Source organism: Actinoalloteichus sp. AHMU CJ021, assembly GCF_002895405.1.
GTDB classification, from domain to species: domain Bacteria; phylum Actinomycetota; class Actinomycetes; order Mycobacteriales; family Pseudonocardiaceae; genus Actinoalloteichus_B; species Actinoalloteichus_B caeruleus.
Window position 1 is genome coordinate 1,250,962 of record NZ_CP025990.1, and the last position, 17,231, is coordinate 1,268,192.

Here is a 17,231-nt window from a genome sequence, read left to right on the forward strand (position 1 = left end):
CGGGTGCCGGGGCCTCGGCCACCCGCCGTGACCGGGCAGAATGGGCCGCCCAGTCCCGACCGCCGTGGGCGGGACGCGGCGAAAGGGAAGACACCATCGTGAAACTGCTGGTGACGGGTGGCGCGGGCTATGTGGGAAGCGTGTGCGCCGCCCGCCTGGTCGAGGGCGGACACGAGGTCGTCGTGCTGGACGACCTGTCCACCGGTCATGCCGACGCGGTGCCGGACGGGTGCCGGTTCGTGCGAGGTGACCTCGCCGAGGTGGCCGGGGACGTGCTCTCCGAAGGCTTCGACGGGGTCCTGCACTTCGCGGCCAAGTCGCTCGTCGCCGAGTCGATGGCCGACCCGGCCAAGTACTGGGACGGCAACGTCGTCACCTCGCTCCGCCTGCTGGAGGCCATGCGGGAGCACGGCACGCCACGGCTGGTGTTCTCCTCGACCGCCGCGACCTACGGACAACCCGAGGAGGTGCCGATCCCGGAGTCCGCGCCGACCCGGCCGACCAACACCTACGGCGCCAGCAAACTCGCGATCGACTACGCCATCACCTCCTACGCGCGAGCGCACGGGCTCGCCGCCGTGAGCCTGAGGTACTTCAACGTCGCCGGGGCGCACGGCCAGTACGGCGAGCGGCACACCGTCGAGACCCATCTGATCCCGCTCGTGCTCCAGGTCGCGCAGGGCACCCGGGAGCACATCCAGATCGCCGGGGAGGACTGGCCCACCGAGGACGGCACCTGTGTGCGCGACTACATCCACGTCACCGATCTCGCCGACGCGCACGAGCTGGCCCTGAGCCACGCGGTGGGCGGTGAACACCGCATCTACAACCTGGGCAGCGGGCACGGCTTCTCGGTGCGTGAGGTGATCGACGCCTGCCGGCGGGTGACCGGCCACCCGATCCCGGCCGTGGTGGGCCCTCGCCGGCCCGGTGACCCGGACCGGCTCATCGCCTCCAGCACCTTGGCCCGCGCCGAGCTGGGGTGGACACCGGAGCGCACCGACCTGGACAGGATCGTCGCCGACGCGTGGGCCTTCGCGTCTCGCTGACCTGGTCACCAGGCGTCCTCGCCGTCCGACTCGATCGCCAGGCGGGCCTCCTCCGCTCCGTCCGCGACCACCCTTCTCACTCGGTCGGGTGGAAGTCCGGCGGCGAGCGCCCGACCGAGCAGCCGGGCCAACGCATGCTCGGGCGCCGCGGCCCGGCTGGCCTCCAGGGCGAGCCCGGCGAGCGCCCCGTCGCCACGCAGGTAGGCCGTCACCGCAAGCAGGGCGGCCGGTTCCGCACGGTGCGGCGGCGGGGTCGCCCTGGTCAGGACCAGCCACAACCGCTCGGCGGCCGCGGAACGCGGTCCCGAACTCCAGGACATGCAGGCGTCCCGCACCCGGGTTTCGGACAACGCCACGGCGATCCTCGCCACGTCCTCGTCAGTCACGACGAACGTGCCTCGCTCAACCTGTTCCAGCGCCCGGTGCACGGCGGACAGGTCAGCGCGGGCGGCACGACCGGCGTCGAGGGCCCGCTCCAGGTCCGCTGTCTCCTCCACCGGCCCGAGGAGTTCCGATCTCCGGTGGAGATCCGCCGGCGGATCGGGGTCGAGGAGCCTGGCCAGCGCCGCGCGGTCGGCGAAGGTGACGAACCCGGCGAGTGCGCTGGCCGCCGCCGTCACGGTGCCCGCCGGATCGGGAACGCGGCCGGAGCAGGCGTCCTCGTCGTAGCAGAACCACCGTTCGTCCGCCGAGGTCGCCGCCACCCACACCGAGTGCAGGCAGGCGACCCCGGCCTCCGCTGCCGCCCGCTCGACGGCCGTGACGAGGGCGCGGCGGGGCGGTCCGCCGCGCCGACCTCGGGCGCCGCCGCCGACCACGACCAGCAGCACGCCCGAGGCGCGCTGACCGCGCAGCGGCGGCAGCACGTGGTCGAGGACGGCGGTCTCGTCCTCGCGGGGTGGGAGGTCCAACCGGAGGCAGAGACCGACCCGGGACCGCCGCTCACCCGTGAGGCAGATGACCACCAGGGACTCCTGGGGATGGAAACCGAGCAGGTGTGGGACGGCGGCCACGACCTCACCGGGGTCGTGCAGGCGGACGCAGGAGGCCAGGGCGGGCGGCGGTGTCGGGGTCATGGCCGCCACTGTTCACCTCGGCATGCCCGACCAGCCATCGCCGCCCCGCTGACCTGTGGACAACCACGTGGCTGTGGACAACCGGGGCGCGGACCGGCCGCGCCCCGGCTCCGCGGGTCTCAGCGCGGCAACGCCGCCGCGACCGCGTCGGCTCCGCCCACCACGGGAAGGACCAGCCTGGTGTCCGCGAGGTCCACGGCGATCCCCGCCCCCGGGGCGGGCCGCAACGTGTAGTCGCGGTCGCTGGAGAGCACGACGAGTCCCAGGGAGTGCCCGGTGGGCAGGACGTGGTCGTGCGCCTGGAGTTGGACATCGACCCGGTAGAACTCCCCGGGGGTGATCGGAAGCGTGCTGGCGATGTCCTCCCGGTTCTGCGGGTCGACCCAGCCCCGGGTGATCGCCCGGTTCGTGCCGTCCGGCGCCCGGTCGACGAGGACGACCGTCAGGTTCGCCGCGGGACGGGCGAACGCCGCGCGCAGCTCGACGCGGGGTGTTCCGCTCAGCCGCATCGGCTCCCTGACGGGGGCGCTCGTGTAGGAAAGCCGGTTCCCGGACCTCGGCGCGTCCACGAGCTCGGCTGCCGGCCGGGTCGCGTCGTCCACCAGGCGTTCGACCGTCGGTCCGCCCGGCACCGCTCCCCGGGCGGTCACGGTCCCCACCGCGCTGCCGCCCGGCCACGGGTGCAGCTCGACCGGCTCGGTGCCGGGGGCCGGCCAGTCCGCCTCCTCCACCCAGCTCCCGTCCTCGCGTTGCAGGACGGCCCTGGGCTGGTCCGCCACCCCGTTCGGCACCTTGTGCAGGTAGTTGGTGAACCACCGGTTGAGCGCGTCCAGCCACTCCTCCCGGCGGAGGCCGAGTGGGTCGACGTGCCCGGACTGGTGCAGCCAGATCTGGCGGGGGACGTCGTGGCGGGCGAGGGCCTCGTACCACTGGGCCACGTGCCTGGTCTTCACGTTCCAGTCGTTGAGCCCGTGGACGGCGAGGACGGCGGCCTCGACCTGGTGAGCGTTGTTCACGTAGTTCCGCTCGTCCCAGAACTCGCTGTAGTCACCGGTCACCCGGTCCTGCCGTTCGGTGAGCTCCGCGATGACCTCGCGACAGATCTCCCGGTCGCTCCTCGTGTACACGTACTCGGCGAGCGAGTCCAGATCCTCGCCCTGGTAGCCGCCGGGCGCCACCACCGCGCCGTCAGCGCGGTAGTAGTCGTACCAGTTGGAGATGGCGGCGATGGGGACGATGGCGTCCAGCCCCTCGACCCCGGTCGCCGCGACCGCGTTGGGCAGGGTGCCGTTGTAGGACACGCCCATCATCCCGACGCTCCCGGTCGCCCAGTCCGCCGTCACCGCGTTCCCGTCGGCGTCGACACCCTCGGCCCGTCCGTTCAGCCAGTCGACGACCGCCCGCGCCCCCACCGTCTCGTTCTCACCCCCGCTGGTGGGGCACCCCGTCGACTGGCCCGTGCCGAGGGACTCCGCGTAGACCACGCCGTATCCCCTGGCCAACAGGAAATCCTCGTAGGCCGAGCGGATCCTCGGAGTGGTGGCCGCGGTGCGCGCGGCGCCACCGGTCCGCGGCGCCACCCCCGCCGACTCCGCGCCGTCGACGTCCGGCACGTACAGCTCCACGTCCACGTCGTGGAACTCCATCGGGTTGCCGCCGGAGAAGTAGGGGCTGACGAAGTAGACGACGGGGACCTGGAGACCGTCGGCGGTGCCAGCCGGTCGCACCACCTCGACGTACATCTCGTCGTCGACCCCGTCGCGGTCGCTGTCCACCGGAGCCCGCACGTGGAGGCTCTCCCGAAGGGCGTCCGCGGGGTCGAACACCGGCTGGGCGACGCCGTCGCGGAACACCGGGACGATCCCGTCACCCGCCGCGACCGGGACGTCCGCGTCCGGGCGCTGCCCCGCGTTGGCTGGTAACGCTCCCGCCAGGGGAAGCGCGACCGCCGTCGCGAGCAGCACGGCGCGTCCACACCGAACGAGTGTTCTCGATGTTCCCAGCCCCACGCGCGCTCCCCGTTCCCGAACCTCGGCCGGTGCGATCACGTGCGGTGTCGACGCCGGCGCTCCCTGTCAGGAGAACCTTCACCAGTGGTGTGGCCACTGTCAAGATCGGAGCGCCGGCGGCGACTCGCCCGGGAACCGGTGGGCGGCGTCAGCGCCCGGCGCGGGGACGCCGGCAGACGTAGGTGAGCGCCGGCGGGAAGTTGCGCCACACCACGCGCGTGGGCATCACCTCGTCGAAGGTGGCCTCCAGCAGGGCCCGGAACCGGCGGGCGCCCCCCAGCGGGAGGGCGTGCAGGTAGGCGAAGGTCGTGAAGACTCCGTGCTGCCCGAGGCTCTCCGCGCTGCGTCGCAGGATCGCCCGTTGCGCGGAGAGCGGGATGAGCGACCAGGGCAGTCCTCCGACGACCGCGTCCACCCGGTCGATGTCACGCTCGGCGAGCAGTTCGTCCAGTCGGGCCGCGTCCGCGTTGACCACCTCCACGCGGGGGAACCGGCGTGCGAGGTGGTCGGCGAGCTGGGTGTCGACCTCGATCGCGAGGTGGCGACCGCGGTCCCCGAGCCGCCGGCTGATCGTCTCGGTCACGGGCCCCGTTCCCGGGCCGAGCTCCACCACGACGGGCTCGCCCTGACCAGGCACGACGGCGGCCAGCCGCCGGGCGAGCAGCGGGGAGCTGGGGACGAGGGCGCCAATCACGGCCGGCCGCCGGACCACGGCGTTGAGGAAGACGGAGAGGCCACCCCGGGAAGCAGTCATCCTGACAGCTTGCACCCATCACGGCACGCAACCACCAGCGGCCGAACGAGTGTGTTCCGGCTCACTTCGCCGGGTGGGTGCTGGCACCGCGCCAAGCCCGGCGGCGCTCCCCGCCGCGCCGCACTGGATTCCCCGTTCGCCCAGCGCGGGGAGGTTCAGGCGGCATCCCGGGGGTACCACCAAGGCATCGGAGAGAGGAGGAGCTATGGCTGAGGCACACATGTCACACCAGCCGGCCGGACGGCCCGCCGGCGGCGCCGTGTTGCACCGGGACGGCCGGGAGGGCACGGGCCAGGGCTGGGTTCTCTTCGCGGGGATCTTCATGATCCTGCTCGGCGCGTTCCACGTGATCCAGGGGCTGGTGGCACTACTGCGGTCCGACTACTTCCTGGTCACCGAGAACGGCCTGCTGGTCCAGTTCAACTTCACCGCGTGGGGCTGGATCCACCTCGTGCTCGGCGTGGTGGCCGTCCTCGCCGGGCTCGGCATCATGACCGGAGCCCAGTGGGCGAGGATCACCGGCATCGTGTTGGCCGGTCTCAGCGTGCTGGTCAACCTGGCGTTCCTCGCCGCCTACCCGTTGTGGACGACGCTGATCATCGCGTTCGACATCCTCGTCATCTACGCCCTCGCGGTGCACGGGCGGGAGGCCCGGACGACGGCCTGACCTCAGGGTCGCCCGGTCGGTACCGCATCCGTCACGGCGGGGTGAACCGGGGCCGGAGGCCCCCTCCGGCCCCGGACGCGCACCGATGCCGCGGCGGCCACCTCCCGCGCGGGCGCGCGGGACAGGGCATCGACCGGGCACCGGGTGGGTCAGGAGGAGCGCCGCGACTGCCTGTTGAGCATCGCCCGGACCGACGCGGTCGTGATCCCGCCGTCCGGGTGGCGGTCGAGTACCCCCCGCAGCGCCAGGTCGTGCACCTCCCGGCGCCCCAGGCCCATCATCGCCGCGGCCACGGGGTAGGAGACGGCGAGCGCGGTCGGGTGCCCCACCGTGCGAGCCACCGCCTGCCCGAAGGGCGTCCGCCACCACGTGGCGGGCGGGTCGAAGGGGCCAGCCCCCGGGTACAGCGCGAACACCAGCCGCACCGCCGTGGACCTCGCCGTGTGCTGGTCCTCCCCGAGTAAGTCATCCGCCCACCTGTCCACCTCCTCCCGCATCCGGGGCGCCAACCGCTCGTCGACCTCCTGGCGGCCGAGGAGGGCGGCCAGCGGATCGAGAAGAGCGCTCTGCACGACCCGGGACAACTGGTCCACCAGAGCGTCCCGAACCGCGACCATGTCGGTCATCACCAGAGTCCCCTCGTCCATGCCGCCCCTCCTGATGCGTGCCGGTGGGGCCGTCAACGAGCTCGGCCCGTGTTCATCTTCCCGGCAGGGCGGCCAGCCCGACTCACCCGACCGAATGGCTGAACGGCATCCGGGTTCGTGGGCCATGTCGAGGTGGAACCGTTGACCTCCAGGTCAGCCCCGGCGGCGGAAAGCGTGCTGTCGGGGGTTGGCGGCCTCGAACCGCCGGGGCTGGCGGGTCATCGCCTGCCCCCCTCGCTGAGCGCGTTCGGTCGGGTTCTTCGCCGAACGTCGACGCTCGGCGCGGTTGCGGGGCTGGTCGGCGTCGGTCACGGGTTCCTCCGAGCTGGTGTTGGTCGTCTCCGGGGGGAGGGCCAGGGGTGCGGACGGGCGGGCGGGCAGCACCGCCCGGTCTCGGTCCGTATCGCTCAGGTCGGGTTGGTCGTGGGAAGCGGCCATGTGGGGGGCCTCCGTTCCTGGGATGTCACGGGGCGCCGGCGCGCCGGTGGGAACCGTGCGAGCGGTTCGGGGACGCGGGCGCGACGGAACCCCGTCGCACGGGAAGGTGTGCGCGGCACGGTGACCGATCCACGTTCCGGCGGGGAACGGGGTCGTCAACGGTGCGCGGGGAAGCCGCCCGTCAGAAGGGCGACCGAAGCGGCGGTACCACGCTGGAACAGCGGGTCACTCGGGTCTCGCTCTCAGATCACGAGGGTGACCGTAGCAAGGGGCGGCACCGCCCCGCACCTCCTTTTCCAGCGACCGACCACGGGAGGAGGTCCTCGGCGCTGAACCCGCCTGGAGGAGCGGTGCGGACCTCCCGGGTCGGGGGACGCGCCCGCGCCCTCAGTCCCAGGCAGCGGCGAGGCGCGCCAGCTCGTCCCGGTACTCGATGCGCCCGGCCCAGTCCGCCGGCCAGGCGTCCATCCCGAGCGCCGCACCGGCGAAGGCACCCGTCAGGCACGCGATCGAGTCGGAGTCCCCGCTGGTCGTGGCCGCCCTGGCCAACGCGTCCACCGGACTTCCCTGGTGGAGCAACAGGCAGTGCACGGCCGTCGCCAGTGCCTCCTCCGCCACCCAACCGGCCCCGGTCCGCTCACAGGGGTCACGAGACGGATCCGGCGCGGCCACCGCCTCGACGAGCCGGTCGATCGCCGAGCGGCACTCGTCCCAGCCGAGGGCCATGTACGTCGCGGGGTCGGGCACGCCCGGCCGGTCCCAGAGGTCGCCGAGCCAGTCGTGGTGGTAGACGGACCGCTGGAGACGGCAGTGTTCCCGCAGTGCCGCCGGGAGGTCGGCCGGCGCCATTCCGTCGGCCAACCAGCGCACGGCCAGCGCGGTGAGCTCACTCGCCGCCAGTGCGGTGGGGTGGCCGTGGGTCAGCGCCGCCTGGAACTGGGCGAAGGCGGCTCGCTCCTGGTCGGCCAGTCCCGGTGCGAGACCCGCGGGCACGACGCGCATGTTCGCGCCGCACCCCTTGGACCAGTCGTTGGTGGCCTCACGCCACGGGAGCCCGTCCGCCAACCTCCCGCACGCCTCCAGGCAGGTCATCCCGGGTGCCCTGTTGTTCTCGGGGCTGCGCGACCACTCCACGAACCCGGACCGCAACAGCGGTTCCACCCGCTCCGCGCTCAGGGCGGGAGGAGTCGTCACGCGCAGCAGGGCCTCCCCCACCGGCAGCGTCATCTGGGTGTCGTCGGTGACGAGGGCCGGGTCGCCCCGCAGGTCACGCGGCCCGCCGGGGCCGTGCTCCGCGACGATCTCCGCGACCGTCCTGAACTCGGTTGCCGCTCCGAGCGCGTCCCCGTACGCCAGGCCGAACAGTGCCCCACTCGCCCGTCGCCGTCCCATGCCGCCCCCAGCCTCACCCGTTCAGCGGAGCTTAGTCCTCGCCGACCAGGGCCGGCCCGGCGCGGCCAGGCAGTCGGCGAACCCCTTGCCCGGCATCTTGATTCAGGGGAACATCGTCAGACGGCCACCCTGAACGTGTGACGAGGCACAAGGATCAGCACACCGAACCACCGCCGGGCGACCGACAGACGTCTATATTGATCTTCGAAAGCCAGACCGGGGCTACTGAGCTGGCCGCATCCTGAATGAACGCAGGCGTTGTCGCCCTCCCACGACGAAGGAGGAACCCTCGTATGAGGGACAGAGCGAGAGCGAACCCATCCATCCGCGAAATCGTCGACTACTGGTCGGCACGGAAAGACGAAAGCGACCTCGCGGTGGATTGGAGTGAAGCGCACGAACGCTGTTGGCGCTGCGGCTACCGGTCGAAGTTGCAGAAATGCCATGTCATCCCCGGCGCACTCGGCGGCCCCAACACGGCTGAAAACCTGGTTCTGCTGTGCGGACGCTGCCACCACGAGGCGCCCAACCACCAGGATCCGCAGTACCTGTGGGCCTGACTCCGGGCAACCTGCGTGTCGTTCTACGACACCTACTGGACCTACCGAGCTCACGAGGAATTCGAGACGATGTTCGGGAGAAAACCCTTCTCCTGGGTCGTTGGCACCAGCACTCTCGACGAGGAAGAGTTGCACGATCAGTACCGCACCCTGTTCCGAAGCGAATACGACCGCGTTGTCACCCATTTCGGCCAAGGACGCCTCAACCCAGCCACACTCGCCTGCCTCATCGCGGAGATAGAACGGGCGATCGCGTCACAGCACGGCGTGGCGCTACCGGCCTCATCGGAGCGGCATATGAACAACCGCTTTTTCCAGCTCGTCACCACCGGCACCTGACGAGGTCGAAAAGGAGGCAGGAGGGGTGCCGTTCCTGACGACTACTTCTCCCGGCACTTCTGGGTTCCGAGTCCGCGGCGGACCGGGCTCTCCCACCTGCCGCCGACGGCCGGTGGGAGAGCCCGCTCGTGCCCTTGGTCAGCTGCAGCCGGAGGTGGAGCCGCAGCCCTCGCAGACGTAGCAGGACCCGGCGGGGCGCATCTTGGTGCCGCAGGTGAAGCACAACGGCGCGTCCGCCTCCTTGCCCTGCCGCAGTTCGAGGAGCTCGGTCGAACTGCCCGCACCGCTCGTCGGGCGCTCCGGGGCCTGCCCGGCCTCCACGGTGGAACGCATCCCCTCCAGATCGACCGGCTCGGTCCCGTCACCGCTCTCCCCGGCGACCTGCGCAGACCGCTCGGCCACGCTGAAGATGCCCAGCTCGGCGCGCTTCTCCAACGGCAGGTAGTCCAGGGCGAGGCGGCGGAACAGGTAGTCGAGGACGCTGGTGGCGATCCGCACGTCCGGGTCGTCGGTCATCCCCGCCGGTTCGAAGCGGAGGTTCTGGAACTTGGACACGTAGAACTCGAGGGGGATGCCGTACTGGAGGCCCACCGAGATGGACATGGAGAAAGCGTCCATCACGCCGGCCAGGGTCGAACCCTGCTTGCCCAGTTTCACGAAGATCTCGCCGAGGCCGTCGTCCGGGTAGGAACCGGCGTGCAGGTAGCCCTCGGCGCCTCCCACCGTGAAGGACACGGTCTGACTCGGCCGCTTCTTCGGCAGCCGCTTCCGGACGGGCCGGTACTCGACGACCGGTTCCGGGGCCTCCTCGGCGGCGGACTTCGACTTCCCCGCCGACAGCGGCTGGCCGACCTTGCAGTTGTCGCGGTAGATGGCCAGGGCCTTCAGACCCAGCCGCCAGCCCTCCCGGTAGATCTCGGCGACGTCCTCGACGGTGGCCCGTTCCGGCAGGTTGACGGTCTTGGAGATGGCACCGGAGATGAAGGGCTGGACGGCGGCCATCATCCGGACGTGGCCCATCGGGGCGATGGCCCGCTCCCCCATGGCGCAGTCGAAGACCTCGTAGTGCTCCGGGCGCAGCCCGGGAGCGTCCACCACGTGCCCGTGCTCGGCGATGTACTCGACGATCGCCTCGCTCTGCTCCTGCTGGTAGCCCAACGCCCGCAGGGCGCGGGGAACGGTCTGGTTGACGATCTGCATGGACCCGCCGCCGACCAGCTTCTTGAACTTCACCAGGGCCAGGTCGGGTTCGATGCCCGTGGTGTCGCAGTCCATCATCAGGCCGATCGTGCCGGTCGGCGCGAGGACGCTGGCCTGCGCGTTCCGCCACCCGTGGCGGGCACCGACCTCCAGGCCGCGCTGCCAGGCGGTGGTGGCGCGGGCCTGGATGGCGGAGTCGTTCTGGTTGTGGGTGCGGATCAGGTCGTTGGCCGCGGCGTGCTTGCGCATGACGCGCTGGTGGGCGTCCGCGTTGCGCGCGTACCCCTCGTAGGGGCCGACGATGCCGGCGAGCTCGGCGGACCGCCGGTAGGACACCGCGGTCATCAACGAGGTGATCGACGCGGCGAGCGAACGTCCGCCGTCGGAGTTGTACGCGTGTCCCGTCGCCATCAGCAGCGCGCCGAGGTTGGCGTAGCCGATGCCCAGCTGGCGGAACTTCCTGGTGGTGTCGCCGATCTCGGGTGTCGGGAAGTCCGCGAAGCAGATGGAGATGTCCATCGCGGTGATGACCAGCTCGACCGACCGCTCGAACAGGTCGGCGTCGAAGACACCGTCCTCGCCGAGGAAGCGCATCAGGTTCAGCGACGCCAGGTTGCAGCTGGAGTTGTCGAGGTGCATGTACTCGGAGCACGGGTTGGAGGCCGTGATGCGGCCGGACTCCGGGCAGGTGTGCCAGTCGTTGATGGTCGTGTCGTACTGGATGCCGGGGTCGGCGCACTCCCAGGCCGCCCTGGCGATGCGGTCGAAGAGCCGGCGCGCGTCGACCTCCTCCACGGTCTCGCCGGTGGTGCGGGACCGCAGGCCGAAGTTCGTGCCCGACTCCACGGCCCGCATGAACTCGTCGGAGACGCGGACCGAGTTGTTGGCGTTCTGGTACTGCACGCTGACGATGTCGTCGCCGCCCAGGTCCATGTCGAAACCGGCGTCGCGCAGCGCCCGGATCTTCTGCTCCTCCCGGGCCTTGGTCTCGACGAACTCCTCGATGTCGGGGTGGTCGACGTCGAGGACGACCATCTTCGCCGCGCGCCTGGTCGCGCCGCCGGACTTGATGGTGCCGGCGGAGGCGTCCGCGCCGCGCATGAACGAGACCGGGCCCGAGGCGGTGCCGCCGGAGGACAACAACTCCTTGGAGGACCGGATGCGGGACAGGTTCAGCCCCGCGCCGGAGCCGCCCTTGAAGATCAGCCCCTCCTCGCGGTACCAGTTCAGGATCGACTCCATCGTGTCGTCGACCGCCAGGATGAAGCACGCGCTGACCTGCTGCGGGGAGGAGGTGCCGACGTTGAACCACACCGGGGAGTTGAAGCTGAACACCTGGTGGAGCAGCATGTGGGTGAGCTCGTGCTCGAAGATCTCCGCGTCGGCGTCGGTCTCGAAGTAGCCGTGCTCGACCCCGGCCGCGACGTAGGTGCCCACGACCCGGTCGATGAGCTGGCGGAGGCTGTTCTCCCGGTGCTCCGAACCGACCGCTCCCCGGAAGTACTTGCTGGTGACGATGTTCACGGCGTTGACCGACCAGAAGTCGGGGAACTCGACGCCCCGCTGCTCGAAGTTGACCGACCCGTCCCGCCAGTTGGTCATGACCACGTCGCGGTGCTGCCAGTTCACGGCGTCGTAGGGGTGGACGCCCTCCGTGGTGTGCACTCGGCCCACCCGGAGCTTCGCTCCCGCCGACCGGGATCCGCCGGTGGTGGACTTCGCCTTGCCCCTGGCTCGTCCGGTGGCGCTCCCGACGGTTTCAGTCATGCCGCTCTCTCCTCGTCCTGCTGGTGTGGTTCGTCCGCCACTCGGGCGGTTCCGGTCGTGGTCAACCCGCGGTGGGGCTGCCCTCCGGGCAGCCGTCAGCCCCGTCACGTTGCCGGGTGTGGGTGTGGGCCGTCGTGGCCCCGAAGTCGGATCCGCTGACGCCCTCAGGGGGCCTCGGCTGGCTCCTCCCCGTCCGCCTGGACGGTCCGCAACTCGGCGATTTCCTTTTCGAAGTCCTCCACGGAGGAGAACGCCCGGTAGACGCTGGCGAAGCGCAGGTACGCGACCTCGTCGAGGTCCCGGAGTGGTCCCAGGATGGCCAGACCGACCTCGTGGCTGGCGATCTCGGCGGAGCCCGTGGACCGGACGACCTCCTCGACGCGGTGCGCGAGCTGTTGCAGCGCGTCCTCGTCCACCGGCCGTCCCTGGCAGGCGCGCTGGACGCCTCGGACGACCTTGTTCCGGCTGAACGGCTCCGTCACTCCGGAGCGTTTCACGACGGCGAGCACTGCTTCCTCAACCGTGGTGAACCGGCGACCACAGCCCGTGCACGACCTCCGACGCCGGATGGCCTGTCCCTCGTCGACCTCCCGCGAGTCGACGACGCGGGAGTCAGAGTGTCGACAGAACGGACACCGCACGATCCACCCCTTAACTCGGTACGCACTGGTGGGACCGGCATCGCCGCGCCCGGTGACCAGGATACTCGGGCATCGTTCACCAAGCTCACCCGAACCCCAATCTGTAGAGCGTTCCCGGCACTCCGACACTAGATGTTGGGGTCCAAACCTAGACACGCGGCCGAAGCGGGTGCAAGCAACGACACGGGTGAACCCCGACTTCGCCCTGACGGGTGGGCCCGACCTGGCCGTACGCCGCTCCGTCACGGCGCGCGCACCCCAGGTGACGTGCCACCCGCCCCCGCCCGAACCACCCCCACCCCGAGCGGGCACCCCACCCGACACCCGGCCCGAGCGCGCGCCGAGCGCAGCCGCCCACGGGGCGATCGGAATGGGCGGACGATGCGTGCGGTGGACGTCGAACAAGGAATTGCGACGCGATCCGAACCGAACAGACGTTCGATTTCCTTCGTCCTTTCCGGCACTCGGGGAACCGGGGCGACGGGGGGACTCGCCCATTCGAACAGGTGTTTGATCTTCACGTATGTTCGCGTTACCGTGGACATCTCGACAGTCCCGGCGGAGTGGGGCGGACGACGGTCGGCGCGATGTCGATACCGCCACTCCCTCCGCGGCAGTCCCGGGTGATCCACGCGTGGACGGCACGATGATCACGGATCATCTGGTTGCGCGGGAATCACGACGGTGACCGGAGCCGAACGTCGTCACGACGTCGGTGCGACGAGGGCGACAGCCCAGGAGGACAGGAGATGGCACGCAGGACCGAGCCGGATCTGGGCCCCGACCGCGCGGCGGCCGTGTCCGAGGTGCCCTCGACGGGCGCCGCGTCCCCTCCGAACGGCGCGCTGACCAGCCGCCAACAACGGGTGCTCGACGTCATCAGGCAGTGGTTGGACGAGCACGGCTACCCACCCAGCATCCGGGAGATCGGAGAGGCGGTCGGTCTGACCTCCACCTCCTCGGTGGCGCACCAGCTGCGCACACTGGAGCGGAAGGGGTACCTGCGCCGGGATCCCAACCGGCCGCGCGCGGTCGGCGTGCTCCCGGTCGACGTGGTCGTGCCAGCCACGGAGGAGCCCACTACCTCGGCGCCCGCCTACGTACCCCTGCTGGGCCGCATCGCGGCGGGAGGTCCCGTTCTCGCGGAGGAGGCGGTGGAGGACGTCTTCCCCCTCCCCAGGGAGATCGTCGGTGAGGGTTCCCTGTTCCTGCTCCGAGTCACGGGTGACTCGATGGTGGAGGCGGCGATCACCGACGGCGACTGGGTGGTGGTCCGGCAGCAGCCCGACGCCGAGAACGGCGACGTCGTCGCCGCGATGCTGGAGGGCGAGGCGACGGTCAAGACCTTCCGCCGGCGCGAGGACCACGTCTGGTTGATGCCGCACAACCCCGCCTTCGAACCGATCCTCGGCGATGACGCGACCATCCTCGGCAAGGTGGTGGCGGTCCTCCGCCGGCTCTGACCACCCCGCCGCCGCGCTGGGGAGGGAGGCGGGGCCGCACGTCGCCTCGGAAGGACGTGGGGGTGCCCTTCGGCTCCCGCCCCGGTCGCGGAGCTGGGACCGCCGCGCGGGGGCCCGCCACCACGTTGCCGAGCGAGGAGCGGCAGTGGCGGGAGCTGGCGCCGGCTGCGCCGGGAGTGCGGACCACCCACCCGCGCCGGTCCCCACGGCCCTCGTCCGCCCTCGGCCGGAGTTCGGCATGGCGACGGCGCCGCGGCCGGGTCACCACTCCCCGGCCAGGGTGTGGGCATCCCGCAGGAGGTGAGACCCCCGGACGCGCGGCACTGGGAACGGACGGGTCGGCTGGGGCGCCCTGTCCGTCCCGCTCCAGCGCCCCTCGGCCTCCCGCCCGGCCGCCCCGGGGTCTAGGTGGCCCGCCGCGAACGGCTCACGACCCAGGTCAGGAGCGCCGCGAGCAGGCCGGCGATCCCCAGGGCCTGCCAACCCGGCATCCCCTCGTCGTCAGCACTGAGGGCGGCGTCCTCCCCGTGGTCCCGCCCGGCTTCGCCGCGGTCCTCCTCCTCGGACGGGACCTCGCCGCTCGCCGTGGACCCCCGGGAACGTTCCGCCTCGGCGAGCAGCTCGACGGCGCCCGGGTAGGCCCGGATCGGCTGGTTCTCACCCTCCGAGGTCGAGAGCAAGGTGCCATCCGGCTCGAGGGCGACGGCCTCCCCCTGCGGCTCGTCCGGGATCGGGATGTTGACCGGTTCTCCGGCCAGGGCCTCCACCACGTCGCCGTCGGGGGCGCTGAACAGGTAGGCCTCGGTGTAGGTGCGCAGCGCGACCACGGTGCCGTCCGCGCTGACCGAGCCGCCCGTGACCGCCACCGACCCCACCATCTCCGGGATCGGCCCCCCTGGCGTGGTGGTGCTCCGGAACCGCACCGAGCCCACCTCCTCCAGGGGCACCGGCCCCGGGGTGCGCAGCGGCTCCGCCGGTCGGTACACGTAGGCGGTTCCGAAGATCTCCTTCGTCACGATGTGGGGTACGCCGTCGCGGTCCAGCAGCAGTGCCTCGGCGTCGTGCGGACCACGCGGGTAGGTCATCCGGTGCAGCGACGCCACCCCGTCCGGGGTGATGCGGACGAAGGCGACGTGCTCCCGCCGCCGGCGGTTGTCGCCGGTCTCGGCCACCCAGATCGTGCCGTCCGGGGCGACCGCGACGTCCCCGACGTCGTAGTGGTCGATGCCGGTGGTGATCACCCTCGCCACCGAGCAGTCCCGGTTGAGGACGAACACCTGGACCTGCGGATCGTGGTCGTTGACCACGTACCAGTGCGTGCCGTCCGAGGCGATGCCGGAGACCATCGTCAGCCGGGGGTCGCTCATCCTGCACAACTCCACCGGCTCCGGCGGTCGCACCTCCGCCGCCGCCGGAACCGAACCGAGGACGGTGAGCGCCACGACCCCCAGCACGGCCGACGCGACGGCCATCAGTGGCGCGCCGGCACGTCCACGGCGAACTCCCGCAGCGCGGCGGCGAGGTTCGGCCACACACGGGCCCGCAACCGGGTACCGGTGTCGGTGTGCTCCTCCTCCAGCACCTCCCCCTCCTCGTGCACGCGAGCGACCAGCTCACCACGCGAGTAGGGCACCAGGGCGTCCACCACGTCGCCCGGGCGGGGCAGGGCGTCGGAGATGCGCTGGCGCAGGTCCTCGATGCCCTCTCGGGTGTGGGCTGACACGAAGACCGCGTCGGGGAAGAGGTGCCGCAGTTCCGCCAGCACGACCTCGCTCGCCTGGTCGATCTTGTTGACGACGAGCAGCTCGGGTGGCATCGGGTTCTCGCGGTCCTCGGTGATCTCCCGCAGCACGTCCCGAACCGAGGACACCTGCCGGGTGGGCACCGCGTCGGAACCGTCCACCACGTGCACCAGGAGGTCGGCGTCGGCCACCTCCTCCAGCGTCGACCGGAAGGCCTCCACCAGCTGGTGCGGGAGGTGGCGGACGAAGCCGACGGTGTCGGTGAAGGTCAGGGGCCGGCCATCGGGCGTCACACCACGACGGGTGGCCGGGTCGAGGGTCGCGAACAGCGCGTCCTCCACCAGCACCCCGGCGTCGGTGACCGCGTTGAGCAGGCTGGACTTGCCGGCGTTGGTGTAACCGGCGATCGCCACGTTGGGGGTGGTGCTGCCCAGGCGCCTGCTCCGCTTCGTCTGCCGGGCCTGTCCCATCAGGTTGATCTCCCGGCGCAGCTTGGCGATCCGCTTGTGGATCCGTCGCCGGTCGGTCTCCAGCTTGGTCTCACCCGGCCCCCTGCCGCCGATACCGCCGCCCGCCAGCCGTCCACCGGCCTGCCGCGACATCGCCTCACCCCAGCCCCGCAGGCGGGGCAGCATGTACTGGAGCTGCGCGAGCTCGACCTGCGCCTTGCCCTCCCGCGAACTCGCGTGCTGGGCGAAGATGTCCAGGATCAGCGCGGTGCGGTCGATCACCTTGAGCTTGACGCGCTCCTCCAGCTGGCGCAGCTGGCTGGGGGACAGCTCACCGTCGCAGATGATCGTGTCGGCGCCCTGCGACACCGCCAGGTCGCGCAGTTCGCGCACCTTGCCCGAACCGATGTAGGTGGCGGGGTCGGGACGGGGGCGCCGCTGCACCAACCCGTCCAGCACCTCGGAGCCGGCTGTCTCGGCGAGCCGGGCCAGCTCGGCCAGCGAGGCCTCCGCGTAGGCGCTGTCACCGTCGGTCCACACGCCGACGAGCACCACCCGCTCCAGGCGGAGCTGCCGGTACTCCACCTCGGTGACGTCGGTGAGTTCCGTGGAGAGGCCGGCGACCCTGCGGAGGGCCACCCGGTCGGCGAGGGCCAGGTCACCCGTCGACGGAGTCTCTTCTTCGACCAGTTCTGGGTCGGACTCGAAGTTCGTCATACGCGTCCATCATCCCACGGTTGGCCACCCTTTTTCCGCTCCCGAGGAGGGTTGGTGCCACCGGGCGTGGGGGAGGACGGCTCCGGAGGGCGCGGCAGGGGCTCGGGGGCCGGCGCCCCAGGGCCGGGGACGGACGGGCGGCGGCCCAGCCGACACCAGCCCCGGCCCGGCCTCGCCGCCGCCGGTCGGTCGGTCGTCCTCGTTCCGGGCGACGCAGCCGTCGCGGCGGCGCGAACCGGGTCCCGGTCGGCGCTGGGCGAACTCGTCAACCAGTCCGAGGAGCCCCTCCCCGCAGCCCTTCGAGTGGAAGGCCGCCGACCT

The 17,231-nt window shown here is 71.5% G+C and carries 15 protein-coding genes; 5 read left to right on the plus strand and 10 right to left on the minus strand.

Annotated features, from left to right (window positions below):
- Positions 1-98 precede the first annotated feature (98 nt).
- Positions 99-1,049, plus strand: coding sequence for a UDP-glucose 4-epimerase GalE (galE, locus tag C1701_RS04975; protein ID WP_030103914.1), 951 nt, complete (start codon positions 99-101; stop codon positions 1,047-1,049).
- A 5-nt stretch (positions 1,050-1,054) separates the two neighbouring features.
- On the opposite strand, the gene C1701_RS04980 is transcribed toward galE, so the two are convergent.
- The 3 genes from C1701_RS04980 to C1701_RS04990 form a co-directional block, all read right to left on the minus strand.
- Entirely contained in the window at positions 1,055-2,125 is a 1,071-nt protein-coding gene (locus C1701_RS04980) for a DUF4192 family protein (RefSeq protein WP_035272898.1), read from the minus strand.
- Between the two features lie 119 nt (positions 2,126-2,244).
- Complete coding sequence (locus tag C1701_RS04985; RefSeq protein ID WP_103055615.1) at positions 2,245-4,089, minus strand: Xaa-Pro dipeptidyl-peptidase; 1,845 nt, start codon at positions 4,087-4,089, stop codon at positions 2,245-2,247.
- A gap of 193 nt (positions 4,090-4,282) precedes the next feature.
- Complete coding sequence (locus tag C1701_RS04990; protein ID WP_026418313.1) at positions 4,283-4,888, minus strand: class I SAM-dependent methyltransferase; 606 nt, start codon at positions 4,886-4,888, stop codon at positions 4,283-4,285.
- Between the two features lie 205 nt (positions 4,889-5,093).
- On the opposite strand from C1701_RS04990, the gene C1701_RS04995 reads away from it, so the two are divergent.
- A complete protein-coding gene (locus C1701_RS04995) occupies positions 5,094-5,555 on the plus strand; it encodes a DUF7144 family membrane protein (RefSeq protein ID WP_245588745.1) in 462 nt (153 codons plus the stop codon).
- Between the two features lie 149 nt (positions 5,556-5,704).
- On the opposite strand, the gene C1701_RS05000 is transcribed toward C1701_RS04995, so the two are convergent.
- The 3 genes from C1701_RS05000 to C1701_RS05010 form a co-directional block, all read right to left on the minus strand.
- Positions 5,705-6,202, minus strand: coding sequence for a hypothetical protein (locus tag C1701_RS05000; RefSeq protein ID WP_026418311.1), 498 nt, complete (start codon positions 6,200-6,202; stop codon positions 5,705-5,707).
- Positions 6,203-6,355: 153 nt separating this feature from the next.
- Positions 6,356-6,640 carry a hypothetical protein gene (locus C1701_RS05005; RefSeq protein WP_030103911.1) on the minus strand — a complete coding sequence of 95 codons (285 nt, stop codon included), beginning with the start codon at positions 6,638-6,640 and terminating at the stop codon, positions 6,356-6,358.
- Between the two features lie 387 nt (positions 6,641-7,027).
- Complete coding sequence (locus C1701_RS05010) at positions 7,028-8,032, minus strand: ADP-ribosylglycohydrolase family protein (protein ID WP_103055616.1); 1,005 nt, start codon at positions 8,030-8,032, stop codon at positions 7,028-7,030.
- A 293-nt stretch (positions 8,033-8,325) separates the two neighbouring features.
- On the opposite strand from C1701_RS05010, the gene C1701_RS05015 reads away from it, so the two are divergent.
- Complete coding sequence (locus C1701_RS05015) at positions 8,326-8,592, plus strand: HNH endonuclease signature motif containing protein (RefSeq protein WP_162147292.1); 267 nt, start codon at positions 8,326-8,328, stop codon at positions 8,590-8,592.
- 15 nt (positions 8,593-8,607) lie between these two features.
- The gene (locus C1701_RS05020; RefSeq protein ID WP_103055617.1) at positions 8,608-8,931 is read left to right on the plus strand and encodes a hypothetical protein; all 324 of its coding nucleotides are present in this window, start codon (positions 8,608-8,610) and stop codon (positions 8,929-8,931) included.
- Between the two features lie 138 nt (positions 8,932-9,069).
- Here the strand turns inward: C1701_RS05020 and C1701_RS05025 are convergent, their stop codons facing one another.
- Positions 9,070-11,898 carry a vitamin B12-dependent ribonucleotide reductase gene (locus C1701_RS05025; RefSeq protein WP_026418308.1) on the minus strand — a complete coding sequence of 943 codons (2,829 nt, stop codon included), beginning with the start codon at positions 11,896-11,898 and terminating at the stop codon, positions 9,070-9,072.
- 164 nt (positions 11,899-12,062) lie between these two features.
- Positions 12,063-12,539, minus strand: coding sequence for a transcriptional regulator NrdR (nrdR, locus tag C1701_RS05030; protein ID WP_026418307.1), 477 nt, complete (start codon positions 12,537-12,539; stop codon positions 12,063-12,065).
- A gap of 749 nt (positions 12,540-13,288) precedes the next feature.
- Here nrdR and lexA point away from each other — a divergent pair.
- Positions 13,289-14,002 (plus strand): transcriptional repressor LexA, encoded by a 714-nt coding sequence (gene lexA, locus C1701_RS05035; protein WP_103055618.1) that lies wholly within the window; start codon positions 13,289-13,291, stop codon positions 14,000-14,002.
- 404 nt (positions 14,003-14,406) lie between these two features.
- Here lexA and C1701_RS05040 read toward each other — a convergent pair whose 3' ends face one another.
- Both C1701_RS05040 and hflX read right to left on the minus strand, forming a co-directional pair.
- On the minus strand, positions 14,407-15,474 hold the full coding sequence (locus C1701_RS05040) for a hypothetical protein (RefSeq protein ID WP_103055619.1): 1,068 nt from the start codon (positions 15,472-15,474) through the stop codon (positions 14,407-14,409).
- Positions 15,474-16,910 carry a GTPase HflX gene (gene hflX, locus C1701_RS05045; protein ID WP_026418304.1) on the minus strand — a complete coding sequence of 479 codons (1,437 nt, stop codon included), beginning with the start codon at positions 16,908-16,910 and terminating at the stop codon, positions 15,474-15,476. The genes C1701_RS05040 and hflX overlap by 1 nt, the downstream gene beginning before the upstream one ends.
- Between the last annotated feature and the right edge of the window lie 321 nt (positions 16,911-17,231).

Coding starts and splice junctions, on each gene's coding strand:
- C1701_RS05010 (WP_103055616.1), bottom strand. CDS start 8,032: ATGGGACGGCGACGGGCGAGTGGGGCACTGTTCGGCCTGGCGTACGGG.
- C1701_RS05025 (WP_026418308.1), bottom strand. CDS start 11,898: ATGACTGAAACCGTCGGGAGCGCCACCGGACGAGCCAGGGGCAAGGCG.
- C1701_RS05040 (WP_103055619.1), bottom strand. CDS start 15,474: ATGGCCGTCGCGTCGGCCGTGCTGGGGGTCGTGGCGCTCACCGTCCTC.
- lexA (WP_103055618.1), top strand. CDS start 13,289: ATGGCACGCAGGACCGAGCCGGATCTGGGCCCCGACCGCGCGGCGGCC.
- C1701_RS04995 (WP_245588745.1), top strand. CDS start 5,094: ATGGCTGAGGCACACATGTCACACCAGCCGGCCGGACGGCCCGCCGGC.
- hflX (WP_026418304.1), bottom strand. CDS start 16,910: ATGACGAACTTCGAGTCCGACCCAGAACTGGTCGAAGAAGAGACTCCG.
- C1701_RS05005 (WP_030103911.1), bottom strand. CDS start 6,640: ATGGCCGCTTCCCACGACCAACCCGACCTGAGCGATACGGACCGAGAC.
- C1701_RS05015 (WP_162147292.1), top strand. CDS start 8,326: ATGAGGGACAGAGCGAGAGCGAACCCATCCATCCGCGAAATCGTCGAC.
- C1701_RS04980 (WP_035272898.1), bottom strand. CDS start 2,125: ATGACCCCGACACCGCCGCCCGCCCTGGCCTCCTGCGTCCGCCTGCAC.
- C1701_RS04990 (WP_026418313.1), bottom strand. CDS start 4,888: ATGACTGCTTCCCGGGGTGGCCTCTCCGTCTTCCTCAACGCCGTGGTC.
- C1701_RS05000 (WP_026418311.1), bottom strand. CDS start 6,202: ATGGACGAGGGGACTCTGGTGATGACCGACATGGTCGCGGTTCGGGAC.